This window comes from Sinomicrobium soli (assembly GCF_003285545.1).
Lineage (GTDB): Bacteria > Bacteroidota > Bacteroidia > Flavobacteriales > Flavobacteriaceae > Sinomicrobium.
Genome location: NZ_QLNV01000002.1, coordinates 197,775 through 214,721, shown reverse-complemented (window position 1 = coordinate 214,721; position 16,947 = coordinate 197,775). Strand labels below are relative to the sequence as shown.

Sequence of the window (16,947 nt, the reverse complement as noted above, 5' to 3'; positions counted from 1 at the left end):
CCTCGTCTCCCCATCTCTAAGCCCCCGTAAGCGCCAGGAACTGTTCTTCCAGGCTTTCCTTGCGTTTTACCAGGTGGGAGAGGACAATACCGCGGTCGAACATGAAACGGTTAAAGGTTTCCGCTTCCATGGGTTCGTTGAGAAAGGCTGTGATCAGGTCGTTCTCTTCCTTGATCTCCCGGAAAGCAGGGTTGTTTCGAAGCAGGTCGAGGGCTTTTTGCCGTTCCGGACATTTGAGTTCGAAAAAGCCGTGGCTGGCGATCATTGCATCGACCCGTCCCGAATACAGTTTTTCCCCTTTCCGGAGGACAACCACATGCGAGCATACCTTTTCCACTTCGTCCAGCAGGTGGGAGGCCAGCAGGATCGTGGTCCCGTTTGCCGCGATCTGTTTGATAAGCTGCCGTATCTGGTGTATCCCCTGCGGGTCGAGCCCGTTGGTGGGTTCGTCGAGGATAAGTATTTCCGGGTCGTTGAGCAGGGCAGAGGCTATGGCCAGGCGTTGTTTCATACCCAGGGAATAGGTCCGGAACTTGCTGTTCCTGCGGTCGGCCAGCCCTACCACTTCGAGTTTTTCCTGTATTTTATCGTAGGGTACTCCCTTGATCCTGCATACCAGTTCGAGGTTTTTTTCTGCGGTCATATACGGGTAGAAGTTGGGTCGCTCGATAATGGCACCTACCCTTTTAAGGGCATCGTGGGTGGATACCTTGCCGCCGAACCACTGAAAATCTCCCGAAGTCCTGTTTACCACGTTCAGTACGATGCCCAGGGTAGTGGATTTCCCGCTGCCGTTCGGGCCCAGGATACCGTATACATTGCCTTTTTCTATGGTAAAGGACAGGTCGCGTACCGCAGTGAGATAACCGAATTTTTTGGTAAGCCTGTCAATGCTGAGAATGGTTTCCAAAATAGTGTGTTTTGTTCCGTATGTTGATATGTTGACGGACAAATTACGATTTTGTTACAAACCGTTGGCCGGTTTTTTCGGTTTTTTTCTTTGCGGGAAGTACGGAGGGTTTAAAAAATATGTAAGTTTGAAAGGTAATAATCAGTATAGCCCGTTTGCGATGTCAGAAGAAAGATTAATGTCGAAAAAGAAGCCTGCCTACCCGGTGACGGAACAGTTGAACAGTTATCTCAGGGAATACAACCGCAATATCAGGATCCCCATTTTCTACGAAGACCTGTTGCGGTTTTCCGGTTCGGTGGTGGTGTACGACGAGAATGATGAAGACACCCTGTGGGTACGGGTGTTTTACAACGAATTTGACCGGGAAGAAATAGACCTGAGCCTGAAACGGGTGTATTCCATCCTGATCTCTGACGGAAGTGACAGCATCATACAGTATCTCAATGTAGATTCCATAGACTATTGTACTTTCGGGAATTCCAAGCCTTTCCGGATCAAGGTGAGGAATATACTGAACGATAACTACACCTATTTTTATGTAAAGAAGACCGATGCGTCCCGTATTTACGGACTCGAACTGGAGCACATGCTCTCGCCCTACAATCTCAATTTCCTGGTCTATAAAGACACCCTTATCGAAGAGCATATAGCGGGTATTCCCGGCGATGTTTTTATAAAGGAGTTTCTACCGCAGTGTACGGAGATGGAGAAATCGCAGATCGCCAAGGAGTTCGTGAAGTTCAACGAGCGTTGTATGATCCGCCTGTTAGGCGATATGCGGTCTTATAATTACGTCATTGTGGCTACCCACGATTTTGATCACGTGGTCTATAAGATCAGGGCCATAGATTTTGACCAGCAGAGTTTCGAAGGGAAATTCAAGGTATACCGCCCGCAGTTCTTTAAGGAGAACAACGTGATGGTGAAACTGGTCCGGGACAAATTGCAGCGCAGTTCGGTAGACCAGTATAAAATAGAGGAACGCTCCATTGTGGCCAAACGGCTTATCAGTTATAACGAGCGGATGGAAGAACTGCTGGCCTGTGCCAGGCACGATGTGATATCCCTCCCGGAGAATGTGGAGCGCCTGAAAGTGGAAATACTGAATTTCGTCCAGGATGTGGAGTTTAAAAAAGCGGCCAATATGGGGGAGATCCTGGAAGCAGCGCTCGACTTTGTGAAACGCAACTACCAGGATTACAATATCAGTAAACGCCTTTTTAATCTCGGCGATTAAATTGCGTCAACTCTTTTCCTCCCTGTTGAAATATACCAGGTAGTAATACATCTGCCGTTCTTCGTCCCATCCCTTTTCCACGAATTTCTCGGCGGATTCCGGGTTGATAAAATCCATCTTAATCTGGATATTGGTATCCAGGTTAATGACGTTCTTGATCTTTTTGCGGGCCTCGGTTACCGCCTTGTTGGCTATGGGGAAGCTGGACACGTCTTCAATATGGTATTTGGGCCCTTTTTCCACCTTGTAGTGCTTGAATTCGGGGATGAGGTCCGGATTGTCCATGACCTCGTTGAGAAAACCGGTCTCCTCGAACTCGTCGTTCTTGGCAAAGTGATTTACCGCCCGGTTCATAAACAGTACCTCCTGCTGCTTGTCTTCTGCCGGAAGTACGACATCCTTGGCAAAATCCTGGCAGAACTTCAGGTATTTCTTGGTAATAAAGTTCTCATCGGTAAGCGCTTCCACACCCAGGAAATTTTCGAGCCAGTACTTGGTGTCGTAGCGGTTGCTGTCTACCGAGAGGATCTTGTAGCCCTCGTCCCTGTGCGTGTTGAAAATGATACAGCCCTTATCCAGCTTGTTGATGTTTACCCCCTGCTGGATGAGGATGTCAAGATTGGATTCCCCTTCCCTGAACTGCAGGAAATCGTGTTTTAATTCGCTTTTGAAGATCCCTATTCCATCTGTTTTCTCATTGTCCATCACCATATCACTGAAATGTACTACATAGACCTCCCCGCTTTTTATGTGGGGGTGACTGGACTGGTCGAAAAGATGCGTGGCTATTTTTCCGGACTGTTCGTGAATTCCGGCGGGATTGGCAAAAATCTCCGATACAATCTCGAAAAGGGGATGGAATTCGACGTCCACCTCGTTGGCAAACCTGAAATAGTTCTCTTCCTTTTCCCGGAAAGGTTTCAGGAAATATTCTTTCAGTATGGCCGTGATCTCATCGTTGAGCAGGTACGGTTCCCGCGACAGGAACATATTTTCGTTCCTGCTCTTGTTGCCTACCCGGTGTACCGACAGGCTTTCTATTTGTGAAGGATATAGGTTCAGCATGTTGTTTTGTCGTTTGTTTTATATGTCAGGCCCTTATTTAAAGTACCCGACACCTTATTAACCCAATAACTTAATAACCCGGTAACTTAATTCCAGTTTTCGTCGAAGTCCAGGTTTTCGTAGTCGTCTATATCGAGCCCGAAGTCGTCAAAACCATCAGACATACCTTCTTCGGCCTCGAATTGTTTTTCCGGGGGGAATTCCGGGAGCTGCCCGTGGGCAAAGAGCAGATTGGGGTAGGTGCGCCCGTCCTCTTTTTCCGCGATATCTGCCAGCTCCACGAAAAAAGTCCACATACTCAGGAAGTCGTAAACATAGATGGCCCGGGTGTTTTCCTGGTCCATCACATCGTCCAGGGAAGTTTCTGCCATAAGGCGTATATCCGTATCCCGGCCGTCACCCATGTCAAAAAGGGCGATCTCTTCTCCCTGGTTCCATTCTTCATCACTCAGGTAAAAAGAAGCCATTTCACTGCCTTCAAAACCGAAGGCCTGCGTTATGGCATTGTGAAACACCTCCATAGAGTCCCCGGCTTCTATTTCTATATCCCTGAAGACATCTTCCTCCGCATCAAGTATTATCCTGAATTTATAGATCATATTATTCTCTGGTTATAGGGTTTATTAGTTCTTAGTTGGTAGTTGTTAGTTCGTAGTTTTGGCATTGTCTTTTACCCGGGCAAAGTTACAAAGATTTCACCGCATGCCGGGTATCGAGCAACAGATAAAACTGTACCCCGAACAATATCGAGGCTATGACGAGATGAAGGCTTTGAGACCCGAACGGGAAGTCGAAATAAGACATGGCTATTCCGGTAAGCACTTCCAGGCCGAGAAGGAAAAGTATCCACGGGACCCGGGTATAGCGGAGGCCGTATCTGCGGTTGATCGCGAATATCCAGAGGTTTACGGCAAGTACGATAACGGAAAAGGAACGGTGCACATAGAACCACCATCCGCCGTTGTCCAGCCACAGGTTTTTTGCCGCATCTCCCACTGTCCTGACCTGTTCGTCTACGAGCTGGCGGACCTGGGTGCCCAGTACAACCTGTACGACAGTGAGAGCCAGGGCTGCCCATATCAGTTGTGTAAGCCTTCTGTGATAGGGATGCCTGGTCTCCTTGTTCCTGGTCAGGTGCAGGATATAGATGATCAGGGCTACGATGGCCAGGGCCACAAGCATATGTGTTGTTATTTTTACCGGGGCCAGTACCGAATATACCACCGTAGCTCCCAGCCATGCCTGGAATCCCATACCGAATACCGCAAGCCAGGACAACCAGGTTACGGCGGGTTTGTCTCTGCGATAGGCGAAGGAGGCTATGGCCATCAGGAACGTCGCCATTCCTGCCAGTGCACCGCAAAGACGGTTGATATACTCTATCCAGGTATGCATGGGGTTAAAGATGGCATAATCGTGCCTGGTATAGGCATCCCAGTGTCCAGGATTATAGGTCCCTGAAGTGGTAAAGTCGGATTTGGCGACCATCAGGGCCTCGTCGTGAATGATCACCTGCCCCTTTTTGAACTCCCTCCCCGCCTGCCACAACAACTGGGATTCTTCGGTAGGGGGGATGTAGTACCCGAAGCACTTGGGCCAGTCGGGACAACCCATGCCACTGCCGGTCATACGCACCAGGGCCCCGGCCAGGATGACGAGGTATACCAGTACCAGCGTGGTTTTGGTAATGGCCCTGAAATTTTTTTTAAACCATGTAGACATGATGTTAGTTTTTTAGTTTGTAGTTCTTAGTCAGTTCACAGTTTGGGCATGCCTGTAGTGTCATTCAGAACGCAGTGAAGAATCTCCGGGCTTTCGGTGCTGTTGTTGAATTTCCTTCGGGCCGGGGTGGAGATTCTTCGACTTCGCTTCGCTTCACTCTGAATGACAGGGGTTTGTCATTCCGACGATAGGGAAATCTCCAGTCTGGATAACAACTCCCGACTTCCGACTTCCTTCCTCATAACTCATTACCCCTTCCCCGGTTCCAGCCCCAGTTCCTTTCCCTTTTTCAGCATAAAATCACGGGCCGCTTCGTATTCATTGGGGATGTCTCCTTCCAGTATGGCTTCCTTTATCGCATCTTTTATGATCCCGATCTCCCTGGAAGGGGAGAGGTTAAAGGTCTTCATGATATCTTCCCCGCTTACCGGCGGCTGGAAATTGCGGATGTGGTCCCGTTCCTCGACTTCTACGATCTTCTGCCTTACGATCTTGAAATTATGATGGTATTTTCTGAATTTTTTCGGGTTTTTGGTGGTGATATCGGCCTCACAGAGCGTCATCAGGTCGTCTACGTGGTCCCCGGCATCAAAAACCAGCCTCCTCACGGCAGAGTCGGTAACGATATCCTGCGCCAGTACGATGGGCCGCGAACTCATCAGTACCATTTTCTGGACGAATTTCATCTTTTCATTCAACGGCATCCGCAGGCGTTTAAAGAGCTTGTATACCATTTTGGAGCCTACGAATTCATGGCCGTGGAAGGTCCATCCGACCTTTTTGTCAAACCTTTTTGTAGGCGCTTTCCCTATATCGTGCAACAGGGCGGCCCATCGCAACCAGAGGTCGTCGGTATGCTCCGAAATATTGTCTACCACTTCCAGCGTATGCCAGAAATTATCCTTGTGCTTTTGCCCTTCCTTTTCTTCGATCCCCTGTAGCCTGGTGAGTTCGGGGAGGATGATATGCAGCAGCCCGGTCCTGAACAGCAGGCTGAGCCCTGTAGATGGTTTGTCACTCCCGAGTATCTTGTTCAGCTCGTCTACGACACGTTCTTTTGAGATGATCTTTATCCGGTCCTTGTTCCGGGATATGGCTTCCAGGGATTCCGGGAATATCTTAAAGTGCAGTTGCGAGGCAAAGCGAATGGCCCTGAGCATCCGCAACGGGTCGTCGGAATAGGTGATGTCGGGGTCCAGGGGGGTACGGATCAGTTTCTGTTTCAGGTCTCCCACGCCGTCAAAAGGGTCGAGAAGGTCGCCGAAATTTTCTTTCTGAAGGGAAAATGCCAGGGCATTAATGGTAAAATCGCGCCGGTCCTGGTCGTCTTTTAGTGTGCCGTTTTCCACAACGGGCTTACGGCTGTCTGAGCGATAGCTCTCTTTCCGGGCCCCCACAAATTCGACTTCGAGGTCCTTCCACCGGAGCATGGCTGTCCCGAAGTTTTTGAATACCTGTACTTTAGGTTTTTTTTGCAGCTTTTCCGATACTTTCCTGGCGAGTTCTATACCACTGCCTATGGCTACGATATCAATATCCTTGGGGATATCCCGGTTCAACAGGTAGTCCCGTACAAAACCGCCGATGACGTAACTGTCCATATCCAGTTCGGCCGCAGCCCCGGAAATGATGCTGAAAATATCTTCTTTTAATGCTTCTTTATGGTTTTTTACATTCACTTTAATTCTTGTTTTTTTATTGCCACGGATGCACTAATGTTTTTTGGTTCCCTGCGGGACTGTTATTTCACCCTAAAAAATAATTCTTCTGTGGTCTAACAAGTCTTTATGAAAATTTATTAATAACGCCAACCGGCAATGCGATATTTTTAAATAGTTTATACATTGCGCTGTATGTGCATCATGTAAATTGTCCACACAGTAGGCAAACAAATTACTTCCGGATGACCTTTACGACCCCGTTTTTATCGATCTTTATAATGGAAGACGGCTGGCCTCCCTGTTTTTCGCGCTGCAAATTTACTACATAGTCCACACCTTTTAAAATTTCCGGGGCTATTTCGCGGTAGGATTGCGGAGTGGGGGTACCGCTGATATTTGCCGATGTCGACACCACGGGCTTTCCGAATTTGCGGATAAGCCGCCGGCAGAACGTATCGGAGGCTACCCGTATGGCCAGGGTATTGTCGGAAGCCACGAGGTTGGGGGCAATCCCGACGGGATCGTCGTAAATGATGGTGGTCGGCCTGGTGGCCAGGTCTATAACGTCGTAGGTGACATCGGCGATTTCCGGGATGTGTTTTTCCAGCATGGGGACGTCAGACACCAGGCAGATGAGGGCTTTGGCATCCGGTCGTTGTTTTAATGCGTACACCCTGGCAACAGCTTCGGCATTGGTGGCATCGCAGCCTATGCCCCATACGGTGTCGGTGGGGTAGAGCAGGAGCCCTCCCTCGCGGAGAACCGTTACGGCTTTATTGATCTCGTCTTGCATTTTCCGGAGCGTTTGTCTTGTGGTATAACTCAATATCAAAATAATCGGTAAGCGTCTGCCATTGTTCCCTGTTTTTGTCTTTCCTGATGTTTTCCTTTTTCAGGGAAACGGACTGGGTGCCGATTACCGGAACGGCTTTTCGCGGCGGATTTCCGGCCTGGCGGGAAACGGTTCCGCGGAGCAGCGACATGCATTTGAACCACAGGTCGTCGGCTTTGGGCGAGAGTTTCAGGAAGAGGTCGGTATTATTCACCTCTTTGTACAGACAGTCCGGAGGATACAGTACTCCCTCGGCACCTATGGGCAGTATCTTATCGGGATCGATAGGTCCCTGGTCGGGATAAGTCCACGATGTATAAGACAGCAGTTTTCCTTCCCGGTCATATCGTATGTATCTTGTCTGGTTCCCGATAATGTTTTCCGGGTATTTGAGGTGCTCCTGGTATAGCAACCGTACCCAGTCTGCCGAATACATAAAGTCGTCGTCACAGGTTATGACAATCTTGTCGGGATATTGCTGCAGGGTGTGTACCAGTTTTTTATGGGAACAGGTAAGCGGGGAAAAGCAAATGCGGAACACCTCGCTTTCCAGTTGTGTCAGGGACTTCGGTAAAGTACCTTTCATATCTTCGTGCAGCCAGAGAATGATCTTTTCGGGTTGCCGGGTTTGTGCCAGAATGCTCCTGATCGTAAGGTGTATTTTATGAATTCTTGAAGGAATGGATGTAAGCGACACAATAACGGGCAGGTTATTGCGGGAGACTTCCCGGAGTTTTCGCGCCGGGAGCATGGATAGCTTCAGGGCTTGAAAAACAGAAACAGGATATTCTTTGGCTTTCATAAATGTGGTTTACTGATTGAGAGACGTCATTTTATTGTTGTTGGTGTTGTAGCAGCCATAGTTTTATATACCGGGTCATTACGCCGTAAGAATTGATATAGGCACTGACAAAACCGGGAAAACCATCCATAAAGCCTCTTTTGATGATGTATTCGCTGAAAAAGCGGAACGGGGGTTTGACCAGGATGTGGAACAGGCTGGCCTTTTTGCCCTTGTCAAACATTTCCCTGGCCTGTAACCACGCATAGTGATTTTTCTTTCCGACAAAATGATCGAATCCCCTGTAGGTGTAATGCAGGATATGATGCTTTAAAATGCCTTTCCGACCTTCGACCACGAGGTTTTCATGTACCAGTTTGGTGCCGAACCTGCAATGCTGTTTTTGAAATAACAGGGTTTTGGTATCGTTCTTTGCCGTCCCGTATTTCATTTGCCGTCCCATGAACATGCGTACCGTACGCACTTCATAGGCTTCACAGGTACGTGCTTTCCGGATCTCGGAGATAATTTCTTCCCGCAGTTCCGGAACGATCACTTCGTCGGCATCGAGGATGAATATCCAGTCGTGCCGGGCACGGTCTATGGCGTAGTTTTTCTGACTGGAAAAATTATCGAACTTTCTCTGGTATACGGTTACCGGGTATTTACCTGCAATTTCAAGGGTGCGGTCTTCACTGAACGAATCGATGACCAGTACTTCATCGGCAAACGAAGCAGACTGTATGGCCTGTGCTATAAAATCCTCTTCGTTCAGGGTAGGTATGATGATAGTGAGTTCTGCCATGAAACATTTATAAATAAAATGCGTATTTTGATCATTCGGAATCAGAAAACAGGCGGGACCAGTTTTTTCCGATTTAAGGCAAAGATATATATCTGTATTCATACTTTTGCCATTCTAACAGAAGAACTAAAGACGAGTTCGATAAATGGAAACGATGCATAACAGGAAGATCTCGGTAATTATCAGTACCTACAATGCAGAAGCCTGGCTGGAAAAAGTATTGTGGGGATACCACACACAGACGTTCAGAGATTTTGAACTGGTTATTGCCGACGACGGTTCGGGGCCGGCTACCGAAGCACTGCTCCACCGTATGCAGAAGGAGGTTTTCTATCCTATCGTACACGTGTGGCAGGAGGACGACGGTTTCCAGAAATCGCGGATACTCAACAAGGCGATAGCGCAGTGTTCGGCCGGGTATATCGTAATGAGTGACGGCGATTGCATCCCGAGAAATGATTTTCTGGAAGTACATGACCGGCGAAAGGAAAAGGGGTATTTTCTTTCCGGCGGGTATTTTATGCTGCCGATGTCGATATCCGAAGCCATCTCCCGTGAAGATATAGAGACCGGGCGTTGTTTTGACATAAAATGGCTCAGGGAGCACGGTTTGAAATCGTCGTTTAAGAACAATAAACTGACTGCCGGCGGATTTAAGGCTGCGCTGTTGAATACGCTTACCCCCACCGGGGCTACCTGGAACGGGCATAATGCCTCCGGGTGGAAGGAAGACATTGTGGCGGTCAACGGTTTTGACGAACGTATGCAGTACGGCGGGCAGGACCGGGAGCTCGGGGAGCGCCTGACGAATTACGGTATCCGGGGAAAGCAGGTCCGCTACAGCGCGATATGTGTTCATCTCGATCACGCCCGCGGGTATAAGACCCCGGAATCCATTGCCAAAAACCAGGCCATACGCCAGCACACCCGGGGTAGTAAGAATGTGTGGACGCCTTATGGTATGCAGAAGGAGGAGCAGCCTTAATTAAAGAAATGCTGCCATACCGCATATGGCAGGTTCAGGGGGATTCCGCCTGCATTATCGGTAGTTACAGTACTCCCGTCCTCCAGATAAACAGTTCCGTCAGAGGGTCTGTAAACCGCCTTGTCAGTCATACCGTCACCGTTGTAGTCTCCGGGTACCGGGATGTCGCCCGGCTGTCCTATATTCAGCGGAACGGAATTTCCGTAAACAAACCACTGGTTCGTTCCGGGGCGGTATACGGAACGTTCGGCAATGCCGTCTCCGTTGTAATCCCCGGGAACGGGAATATCACCGGGATATCCGTATTGCCCCCTGTGGATGTCAAACCGGAGCCATTCGGCAGTGGAGGGCCTGAACAGGGCGTAATCCACCTTGCCGTCCCCATCGTAATCCGCTGGTACGGGGATATCGTCCGGTTGCCCGTAAACCTGGGTGGTATAATGTGGTGAAGGCAAATAGTCGTGGTATACGTACCACTTTCCTTCGGATGGCCTGAAAAAAGAAAGATCGGTAGTCCCGTTGCCGTCATAATCTCCCTGTGTGGGGATGTCTTCCGCCTGTCCGAACGTGACTGCGTCCCTGCCGGGTCTCAGCCATTGACAGTAGGGGTTCCCGGGGCGAAAAACCGCAATATCGGTTTTTCCGTCGCCATTGTAGTCGCCCGGTACGGGGATATCCGCGGAGCCTGTGCCGTAAGTGACCTCGGCCATGTCCCCGGCCGTCCAGACCCCCTGGTTGAAAAAAGAGGTTTCCGAACGGCCGTCATTGTTAAAATCACAGGTCCTGGCAGTGGTGATATTGGAATGCCACGGTTTGGTAAACGTACTTTTTTCCGAATTCAGGGGAGGTTGCCCCGGAATAAAGGTCGCTACCGAGATCAGGTCATTTTCCGGGGAAAACCGGATGGTCCGCAGCAGACCGGGTTCATAGATGTTTCCCTGATAATTCTGTGTAAAGGAATGCACGGTGCTGCCCTGGTATGTATCCTGCCGGCGTCCTTCGTGTTTTACATGTCCTCCCAGCATCATAAGGAAATTGGGTAAGGTCTTTAGCCGGTTGTAAATGTTCTCTGCCTGGCCGGACGGCGAACCGGAAGATTGTTTGCCCCAGTCCTGTTTTCCATCATAATCGGTGTCGCCGGAGGCTACAGTATAATGGGTTATCACAATAGCCTTTCTGCCCGGGTTCCCGGCAATACGGTCGTATGCCCAGTCACAGGCTTCTCCCGCAGCTTCCGTATCATCGTGCCAGCGCAGGTATACGAACATCAGGTCGGTTTCCCCGGCGCTGATAAAGTCGTAATGGTTTACATTGGAATCCAGCCCTGTCGGGTAATCTCCCTGGTAATAATCGCGGCCGCTAAACCTGGAAGCCCCGAAATATTCCTTATAAAAAGCACTGGCATGCCAGGGACTACTATAAGCGATGTCGTGATCTCCTGGCACCACCCCGAAAGGAATATTGTCGGCTTCGAGCATGGCATAGGTTTCGGAAGCCCGTATCCATTGATTTTCTGTCTGGGGGTCGGTATGGTCGTAATTTTCCGTGATATCGCCTACCGAGGCCACGTACACTATGTTGGAGTCTGCGCGATGCTCCCTTATCCATTGTACCTGATCTTCAAAATGACGGATATACTGGTTGTTTGTTCCCGTATTCTCGGTATAGTACTGCGTGTCGCCGAGTACGGCAATGGTAAAGTCGCCCGGAGTAATCGTATTGACAAGTTCATCGCCGGGCCCGCCCTGTTCCCCGGGGCGTTCCGTTTCTTCCGGTTCGCTGAGGTTTTTGCTGCAATTACTCAGTAAGCAGCCGGTAACCAGCAGCGATAAGGCGATTGTGGTCCGGATCGGTGTATTCCTGTGTAATGTCATGATTTTTAAGTTTTAATATCCGGGATTTTGCCGGAGATTCGGGTTGAGGTTGATCTCCGTTTGCGGAATGGCCCACAGGTAGTCCCTGCCGGGGTCGAAGGCATTGGTACTCATGATCTGAAAGGTTTCGGTCTCGTCGGGATAGGAGGGATGACCGTAGTCGTCTATTTCGGGAACGATGGGGTCGGACCAGTGTTCCTTATGCCTTCTGCCCAGCATATTTCCCGGCATTACGTGTTCTGCATATTTCCATCTCCTGATGTCGAACAGCCGAAAACCTTCGAGGGCAAGTTCCACCGAACGCTCATAGCGGACGGTTTTTCGCAGTTCTTCCACAGACATTTCGGGAGAGACCGGTGGCATCTGTACATTCTGACGCCCTCTTACCTGATTGATGGCGTTGATTACCGTCTCGTCTATCTGGTTGAGCTCGATCCTGGCTTCGGCATAGGTGAGCAGCACTTCTGCATACCGCATAAGAATAAGTTCGAGGGGAGACTGGGTCAGCCGATCGGGGATGTCGCTTTCATCCAGGTACTTGTTAAACAGATAACCGGAAAAGGTGGCGTAGGGATTAGTGACCTCCGGGTTCGGGACCCGTTTCAGGTCCGTGCCTGTCTGCTGATACGTCTGTGTACTGTCAGGATGGGTCTGGAACAGAAACCCGTTGATGTATTCGCCCGGCAGCAGGATGGTCTGATCCATTCTCGGGTCCCTGTTCTCAAAAGGGTGTGCCGGATCGTAGAGCGGACTTTCGTCGATGGGCATCCCGTCGGTGGCCTGGTACATATCTACCAGGTTCTGGGTGGGGATCAGGACAGAGTACCCTCCGAAAACCCTCGGAGACAAGTAACGCGGGATCTGGGTCACAAATACATCGATATGGTTGTGAAGCTTGAAAATGATCTCCGGAGAATCTCCCCCGGCATATGAAAAGAGTTCGCCGTAATCCGGGTGTATGGAATAATTGCCCGAATCCATTACTTTTCCGGCTGCCGTTGCCGCTGTCTCATAATCGCCCGCGAGCAGTGCCGCCCGGGCCTTTAAGGTCAGTGCTGCGTCCCTGGTAGCCTTGCCCTCGTTCTGGGGCTGTAACAGGTGTTCTGCGGCAAAGTCCAGGTCTTCATAGATCTTGTCAAGAATTTCACCTTCAGGGGTTCTCGGTAATTGCGCTTCCTCCAGGGTCAGCATTTTGTCTACCCAGGGCACATCCCCGTATAAATTGGTGAGGTATACATAATAATATGCCCTCAGGAACCTGGCCTGGGCCTCTGTGTCCAGGTATTTTTCTTCAGGCAGTATTTCCCGGGCCCTGTCCATGTTCACCAGGATATTGTTGGCCCGGGCAATTCCTTCGTACATGTGCTGCCAGGTGAGTTCAAACCTTCTCCATTCCGGGGTGTAGTTTCCGCTTTGAATGGTCAGGGCATCTCCGAAATCCCCCCTGGACCAGGCGATGTCAGTACAGGCGTCCAGCCACATATGGTAAGGCACGCTGTACGAATGCCAGTACAGGTTTCTGTATACCCCGGCCAGGGCCATTTCAAGTTCTGCCTCGTTAGAAAAAAAGGTGCTGCTCGAAGGGGTATCCAAGGGGTTTCTGGTCAGAAAATCATCGTTGCAGGAAGACAGCAACGCAATGATGAGTCCGGATATCAGTATTTTTGATTTCATTTCCATCGGTATTAAAAGGTTATGTTTAACCCCATCACAAAGGTCTTTGTGATCGGATAGGTAGTAGCATCTCCGTTAGGCCTTTCGGGGTCCCACCCGTCGGACAGGTGGTGCATGGCCCACAGGTTGTCGCCTGTCAGGTATACCCGGAAGCTGTTTATGGCCACAGGAAGGTGCCTGGTGATATCTTCTGAAAAAGTATACCCCAGGGTTATGTTCTTAAGCCGGGCATACGCCCCGTTGTACACCCAGAAACCGGAATCTTCGAAATTGTTGTGGCTGCGGTCTGCTATTAAACGGGGGTAACTGGCCCCGGTGTTTTCAGGAGTCCACGAATCCAGTTGCCACGAAGCTATTTTGCCCCCGTTGTAAAATGCCCAGGCGGCATCCCTTCGCAGCAGTACATCCGATTTGCCCACGCCCTGAATTAAAAATCCCAGGTCGAAATTTTTAAATTCCATTCCTACATTGAGCCCGTAAGTATACCGCGGGATGGAGCTGCCCAGAACGGTTTTGTCATCGGCATTGATAACACCATCATCGTTTAAATCCTCATACTTGATATCTCCCGGACCGTAATTTCCAAATTGTTCCGGCGCGTTTTCAACTTCCTCAGAGGTTTGAAAAAGACCGGATGAGCGATAGCCGTATAAGGCATTGATCGGCGAACCTTCCTCGTTGATGGTATAAGTACTGATAAACGGTCCCGCGCCTTTCAGGTCGGTCACTTCATTTTTAACATCAGAGAGGTTTAGCCCGACCTGGTATTTAAATGCCCGTTCGTTATTCCTGTAATTCAGGGCAATTTCCCAGCCTGTGTTCTTGACTTTTCCCGCATTTTGTACCGGACTTGCCAGGCCGATGATGGTAGGGACAGGCAGGTTCAGAAGAATGTCGGAAGTATTTCTCACAAAATAATCGAACTCCAGGTTCAGACGGTTGCCGAACACTCCGAAATCCAGTCCCAGGTCGTAAGACGCGGTGGTTTCCCAGGAAATAAGGGAATTGGCCATTTCCATCTGTGCCGCTCCGTTTGCGGGAATACCGTCAAAAACATAAGGTGTATCGAGAGAAATTACGGAGGCAAAGGGGTAATTCCCGATAAGCTGGTTCCCCAGCTCTCCCCAGGAACCCCTCAGTTTCAGGTTTGACAGCCAGCGGATGTCTTTCAGGAAATTTTCTTCGGAAACCCTCCAGCCGAGGGAAAAACTGGGGAATACTCCCCATTTGTGCCCCCTGGCAAACCGGGAAGAACCGTCTCTCCTGATATTGGCTTCCAGCAGGTATTTGCCTTTGTAATCGTAGTTTATTCTTCCGAAGTAGGAGCGTAGTGCCCATTCACTGCTACTTCCCGAATTTTTCATTAATTCGATGGAACCGGCATCGAGTTCGGTATACTCCGGGAACTGAAACCCTTCCCGTGAGGCGTTAAAACTTTCGTATTTTGATTCGATTTGCTCAAAACCGGCCAGGAACCCCAGGTGGTGATCCCCGATAGTCCTGTTGTACCGCCCTAAAAGCCTCATGGTGATCTCCAGGGTGTTGGAACTGCTTTGAGCCAGTGTCGAATTGACGGGCACCGTGAAGGCAGGCTCTTCGGAATCTGCCTCATACGTCTCTATGGTCCTGATAAAGTTCTTACCGGTGGAGGTGTCGTAATTGGGAGTAAAATTAAATTCGATATCAGCCCCTTCTACAGGTTGGTAGTTAAACAGGAAAGTACTTTTGAAATTGTTGTAAACCCTTTTGTCAAATCCTCCTTTCTCGATGATGGCCATCGGGTTTTGTCCGTTGATCCCGACCCCGTACCGGTCATCGCTCAGTTGCGCAGCATATATGGGGGCTACGCGGTTTACCAGGTGGATAATTCCGCCCGGGCTGTTCCCGGGAGAATTGACTACCGATCGTCTCGCGCTTAAAAATACCGACGCCTGCAGGTTTTTTAAAACATTCATGCTGGCGTTGAGCCGGTATGAAAACCGTTCCGAATGGTGGCCGGGGATAACTCCTTCCTGGTCCTGATAACCGAGGGAGCTCATAAGTTTTACCTTATTTCCCCCGCTGAAGCTGAGATAGTGACTTTTTACCGCTGCGGCATTTTTGTAGATAAGGTCCTGCCAGTCGACGTCCGGATAATGATCGGGGTCTGTACTTTTATTTGCCAGGTAGTCAGCCAGGTATTCTTCGGAATACAGGGGGGTGCGTCCCATATTGTTATAGGCTTCGTTCAGTTTGGTCATATAGGTATAACCATCGGCATAATCAGGAAGGTCGGTGAACTGCTGCCAACCGGTATAGGTACGGTATGTTACGGATATCTTTTCGTTTTTTCCGGTCCTGGTAGTTACCAGAATGACCCCGTTTGCGGCGCGGGACCCGTAAATGGAAGCGGAAGCGGCATCTTTGAGTACCGAGATGTTTTCTATATCGTTGGGGTTTACTCCGTCCAGGCTTCCTTCCACGCCGTCAATGAGTACCAGGGGGTTGGAGTTTCCCAGGGTGCCGATCCCCCGTATTCTTATACTGCCGTCGTCATAGCCCGGTCTTCCGGAGGACTGTGTAACGGTGATCCCCGGGGCCAGCCCCTGTAAGGCCGAACTGGAACGCATAACCGGCCTTTTTGATATGTCGTCCCCTTCTATGGTAGCTACGGCCCCGGTGAGGTTTACTTTCTTTTTGAGACCGTACCCCACCACTACCACTTCGTTCAGTTCACTGGTGTCGGGGCGTAGCTGAACACTGATCTCATATTGCCCGTTTACCTCGATTTCCTGCATTTGATAACCCAGATAGGAAAATACCAATACCGCATCTGCATTTTGAATTCCGATAGCATAATTCCCGTCAAAATCGGATATTTCTCCGTTTGTGGTCCCTTTCTCAACAATATTAACCCCGGGCATAGGGTTCCCGTCCGGATCGGTAACGGTTCCCCTGACCATAAGGTTCTGGGACTTTTCGGCATTTCCCGGGGCGGGCTCCGGGGCGGGGGCTGCTGTAATTACAATATCGTTGCCCCGGACCAGGTATTTGAAGGCTGCCTTTTTTCCGAGTTCCTGCAATATGGACGTCACGGTCTGATCGCGGTAAACGGCCTTGTACTTTTTGGTGTTTTTGATGATAAACTGTCCGTATGAAAAGTTGATCTCCGTATTCTTACTGATCTCGGAAAAAATCTGTACTAAGGTAGCCGCTTCTTTATTAATGCTTATTTTTGTGGTTTCAGCCTTGTGTTGTCCCAGGGCATGAGATACGGAGATCATCATTAAAAAGGCCAGGGTACAAACCAGCTTGTACCGGAGTTTTTTTAAATTCATAATACATGTAGTGTTGTTGTTTTAATTGCGTTTTAACTTCGACACTGTTTTAAAGAGTCTGTGACAGCAGGCTCTTTTTCA

General features: G+C 49.6%; 14 protein-coding genes. 2 read left to right on the top strand and 12 right to left on the bottom strand.

Annotation, left to right across the window (positions count from 1 at the left end; genetic code table 11):
- Window positions 1-16: 16 nt before the first annotated feature.
- The gene (locus DN748_RS02925) at window positions 17-910 is read right to left on the bottom strand and encodes an ABC transporter ATP-binding protein (protein ID WP_112370266.1); all 894 of its coding nucleotides are present in this window, start codon (window positions 908-910) and stop codon (window positions 17-19) included.
- A 160-nt stretch (window positions 911-1,070) separates the two neighbouring features.
- Between DN748_RS02925 and DN748_RS02920 the strand changes: the two genes are divergently transcribed.
- Window positions 1,071-2,150: a hypothetical protein gene (locus DN748_RS02920; protein ID WP_112370459.1), complete on the top strand. Its 1,080-nt coding sequence runs from the start codon at window positions 1,071-1,073 to the stop codon at window positions 2,148-2,150.
- A gap of 6 nt (window positions 2,151-2,156) precedes the next feature.
- On the opposite strand, the gene DN748_RS02915 is transcribed toward DN748_RS02920, so the two are convergent.
- The 8 genes from DN748_RS02915 to DN748_RS02880 all read right to left on the bottom strand — a co-directional run bounded on the left by DN748_RS02915 (window position 2,157) and on the right by DN748_RS02880 (window position 9,016).
- Window positions 2,157-3,215: a nucleoid-associated protein gene (locus DN748_RS02915; protein WP_112370265.1), complete on the bottom strand. Its 1,059-nt coding sequence runs from the start codon at window positions 3,213-3,215 to the stop codon at window positions 2,157-2,159.
- 86 nt (window positions 3,216-3,301) lie between these two features.
- Window positions 3,302-3,814 (bottom strand): IS1096 element passenger TnpR family protein, encoded by a 513-nt coding sequence (locus tag DN748_RS02910; protein WP_112370264.1) that lies wholly within the window; start codon window positions 3,812-3,814, stop codon window positions 3,302-3,304.
- Window positions 3,815-3,899: 85 nt separating this feature from the next.
- Window positions 3,900-4,937, bottom strand: coding sequence for a COX15/CtaA family protein (locus DN748_RS02905; RefSeq protein ID WP_112370263.1), 1,038 nt, complete (start codon window positions 4,935-4,937; stop codon window positions 3,900-3,902).
- Window positions 4,938-5,185: 248 nt separating this feature from the next.
- Window positions 5,186-6,616, bottom strand: coding sequence for a CCA tRNA nucleotidyltransferase (locus tag DN748_RS02900; RefSeq protein WP_236636765.1), 1,431 nt, complete (start codon window positions 6,614-6,616; stop codon window positions 5,186-5,188).
- A 72-nt stretch (window positions 6,617-6,688) separates the two neighbouring features.
- On the bottom strand, window positions 6,689-6,814 hold the full coding sequence (locus DN748_RS02895) for a GxxExxY protein (protein ID WP_236636764.1): 126 nt from the start codon (window positions 6,812-6,814) through the stop codon (window positions 6,689-6,691).
- 16 nt (window positions 6,815-6,830) lie between these two features.
- On the bottom strand, window positions 6,831-7,391 hold the full coding sequence (locus tag DN748_RS02890; RefSeq protein ID WP_112370261.1) for an L-threonylcarbamoyladenylate synthase: 561 nt from the start codon (window positions 7,389-7,391) through the stop codon (window positions 6,831-6,833).
- On the bottom strand, window positions 7,372-8,232 hold the full coding sequence (locus tag DN748_RS02885; protein WP_112370260.1) for a glycosyltransferase family 2 protein: 861 nt from the start codon (window positions 8,230-8,232) through the stop codon (window positions 7,372-7,374). The genes DN748_RS02890 and DN748_RS02885 overlap by 20 nt, the downstream gene beginning before the upstream one ends.
- 31 nt (window positions 8,233-8,263) lie before the next feature.
- Complete coding sequence (locus DN748_RS02880; RefSeq protein ID WP_112370457.1) at window positions 8,264-9,016, bottom strand: glycosyltransferase family 2 protein; 753 nt, start codon at window positions 9,014-9,016, stop codon at window positions 8,264-8,266.
- 154 nt (window positions 9,017-9,170) lie between these two features.
- Between DN748_RS02880 and DN748_RS02875 the strand changes: the two genes are divergently transcribed.
- On the top strand, window positions 9,171-10,001 hold the full coding sequence (locus DN748_RS02875; RefSeq protein ID WP_112370259.1) for a glycosyltransferase family 2 protein: 831 nt from the start codon (window positions 9,171-9,173) through the stop codon (window positions 9,999-10,001).
- On the opposite strand, the gene DN748_RS02870 is transcribed toward DN748_RS02875, so the two are convergent.
- The 3 genes from DN748_RS02870 to DN748_RS02860 are packed head-to-tail and all read right to left on the bottom strand — an operon-like array spanning window position 9,998 to window position 16,866.
- Entirely contained in the window at window positions 9,998-11,875 is a 1,878-nt protein-coding gene (locus DN748_RS02870; protein ID WP_112370258.1) for a hypothetical protein, read from the bottom strand. The two genes, DN748_RS02875 and DN748_RS02870, sit on opposite strands and share 4 nt — an antisense overlap.
- Before the next feature lie 12 nt (window positions 11,876-11,887).
- Window positions 11,888-13,549, bottom strand: a complete 1,662-nt coding sequence (locus tag DN748_RS02865; RefSeq protein WP_161554455.1) for a RagB/SusD family nutrient uptake outer membrane protein — start codon at window positions 13,547-13,549, stop codon at window positions 11,888-11,890.
- Between the two features lie 11 nt (window positions 13,550-13,560).
- A complete protein-coding gene (locus DN748_RS02860; RefSeq protein WP_112370256.1) occupies window positions 13,561-16,866 on the bottom strand; it encodes a SusC/RagA family TonB-linked outer membrane protein in 3,306 nt (1,101 codons plus the stop codon).
- Between the last annotated feature and the right edge of the window lie 81 nt (window positions 16,867-16,947).

Excerpts from the sequence above, each read along its gene's own strand:
- DN748_RS02920 (WP_112370459.1), top strand. The coding sequence starts at position 1,071 with ATGTCAGAAGAAAGATTAATGTCGAAAAAGAAGCCTGCCTACCCGGTG.
- DN748_RS02915 (WP_112370265.1), bottom strand. The coding sequence starts at position 3,215 with ATGCTGAACCTATATCCTTCACAAATAGAAAGCCTGTCGGTACACCGG.
- DN748_RS02910 (WP_112370264.1), bottom strand. The coding sequence starts at position 3,814 with ATGATCTATAAATTCAGGATAATACTTGATGCGGAGGAAGATGTCTTC.
- DN748_RS02905 (WP_112370263.1), bottom strand. The coding sequence starts at position 4,937 with ATGTCTACATGGTTTAAAAAAAATTTCAGGGCCATTACCAAAACCACG.
- DN748_RS02890 (WP_112370261.1), bottom strand. The coding sequence starts at position 7,391 with ATGCAAGACGAGATCAATAAAGCCGTAACGGTTCTCCGCGAGGGAGGG.
- DN748_RS02885 (WP_112370260.1), bottom strand. The coding sequence starts at position 8,232 with ATGAAAGCCAAAGAATATCCTGTTTCTGTTTTTCAAGCCCTGAAGCTA.
- DN748_RS02880 (WP_112370457.1), bottom strand. The coding sequence starts at position 9,016 with ATGGCAGAACTCACTATCATCATACCTACCCTGAACGAAGAGGATTTT.
- DN748_RS02875 (WP_112370259.1), top strand. The coding sequence starts at position 9,171 with ATGCATAACAGGAAGATCTCGGTAATTATCAGTACCTACAATGCAGAA.
- DN748_RS02870 (WP_112370258.1), bottom strand. The coding sequence starts at position 11,875 with ATGACATTACACAGGAATACACCGATCCGGACCACAATCGCCTTATCG.
- DN748_RS02865 (WP_161554455.1), bottom strand. The coding sequence starts at position 13,549 with ATGAAATCAAAAATACTGATATCCGGACTCATCATTGCGTTGCTGTCT.
- DN748_RS02860 (WP_112370256.1), bottom strand. The coding sequence starts at position 16,866 with ATGAATTTAAAAAAACTCCGGTACAAGCTGGTTTGTACCCTGGCCTTT.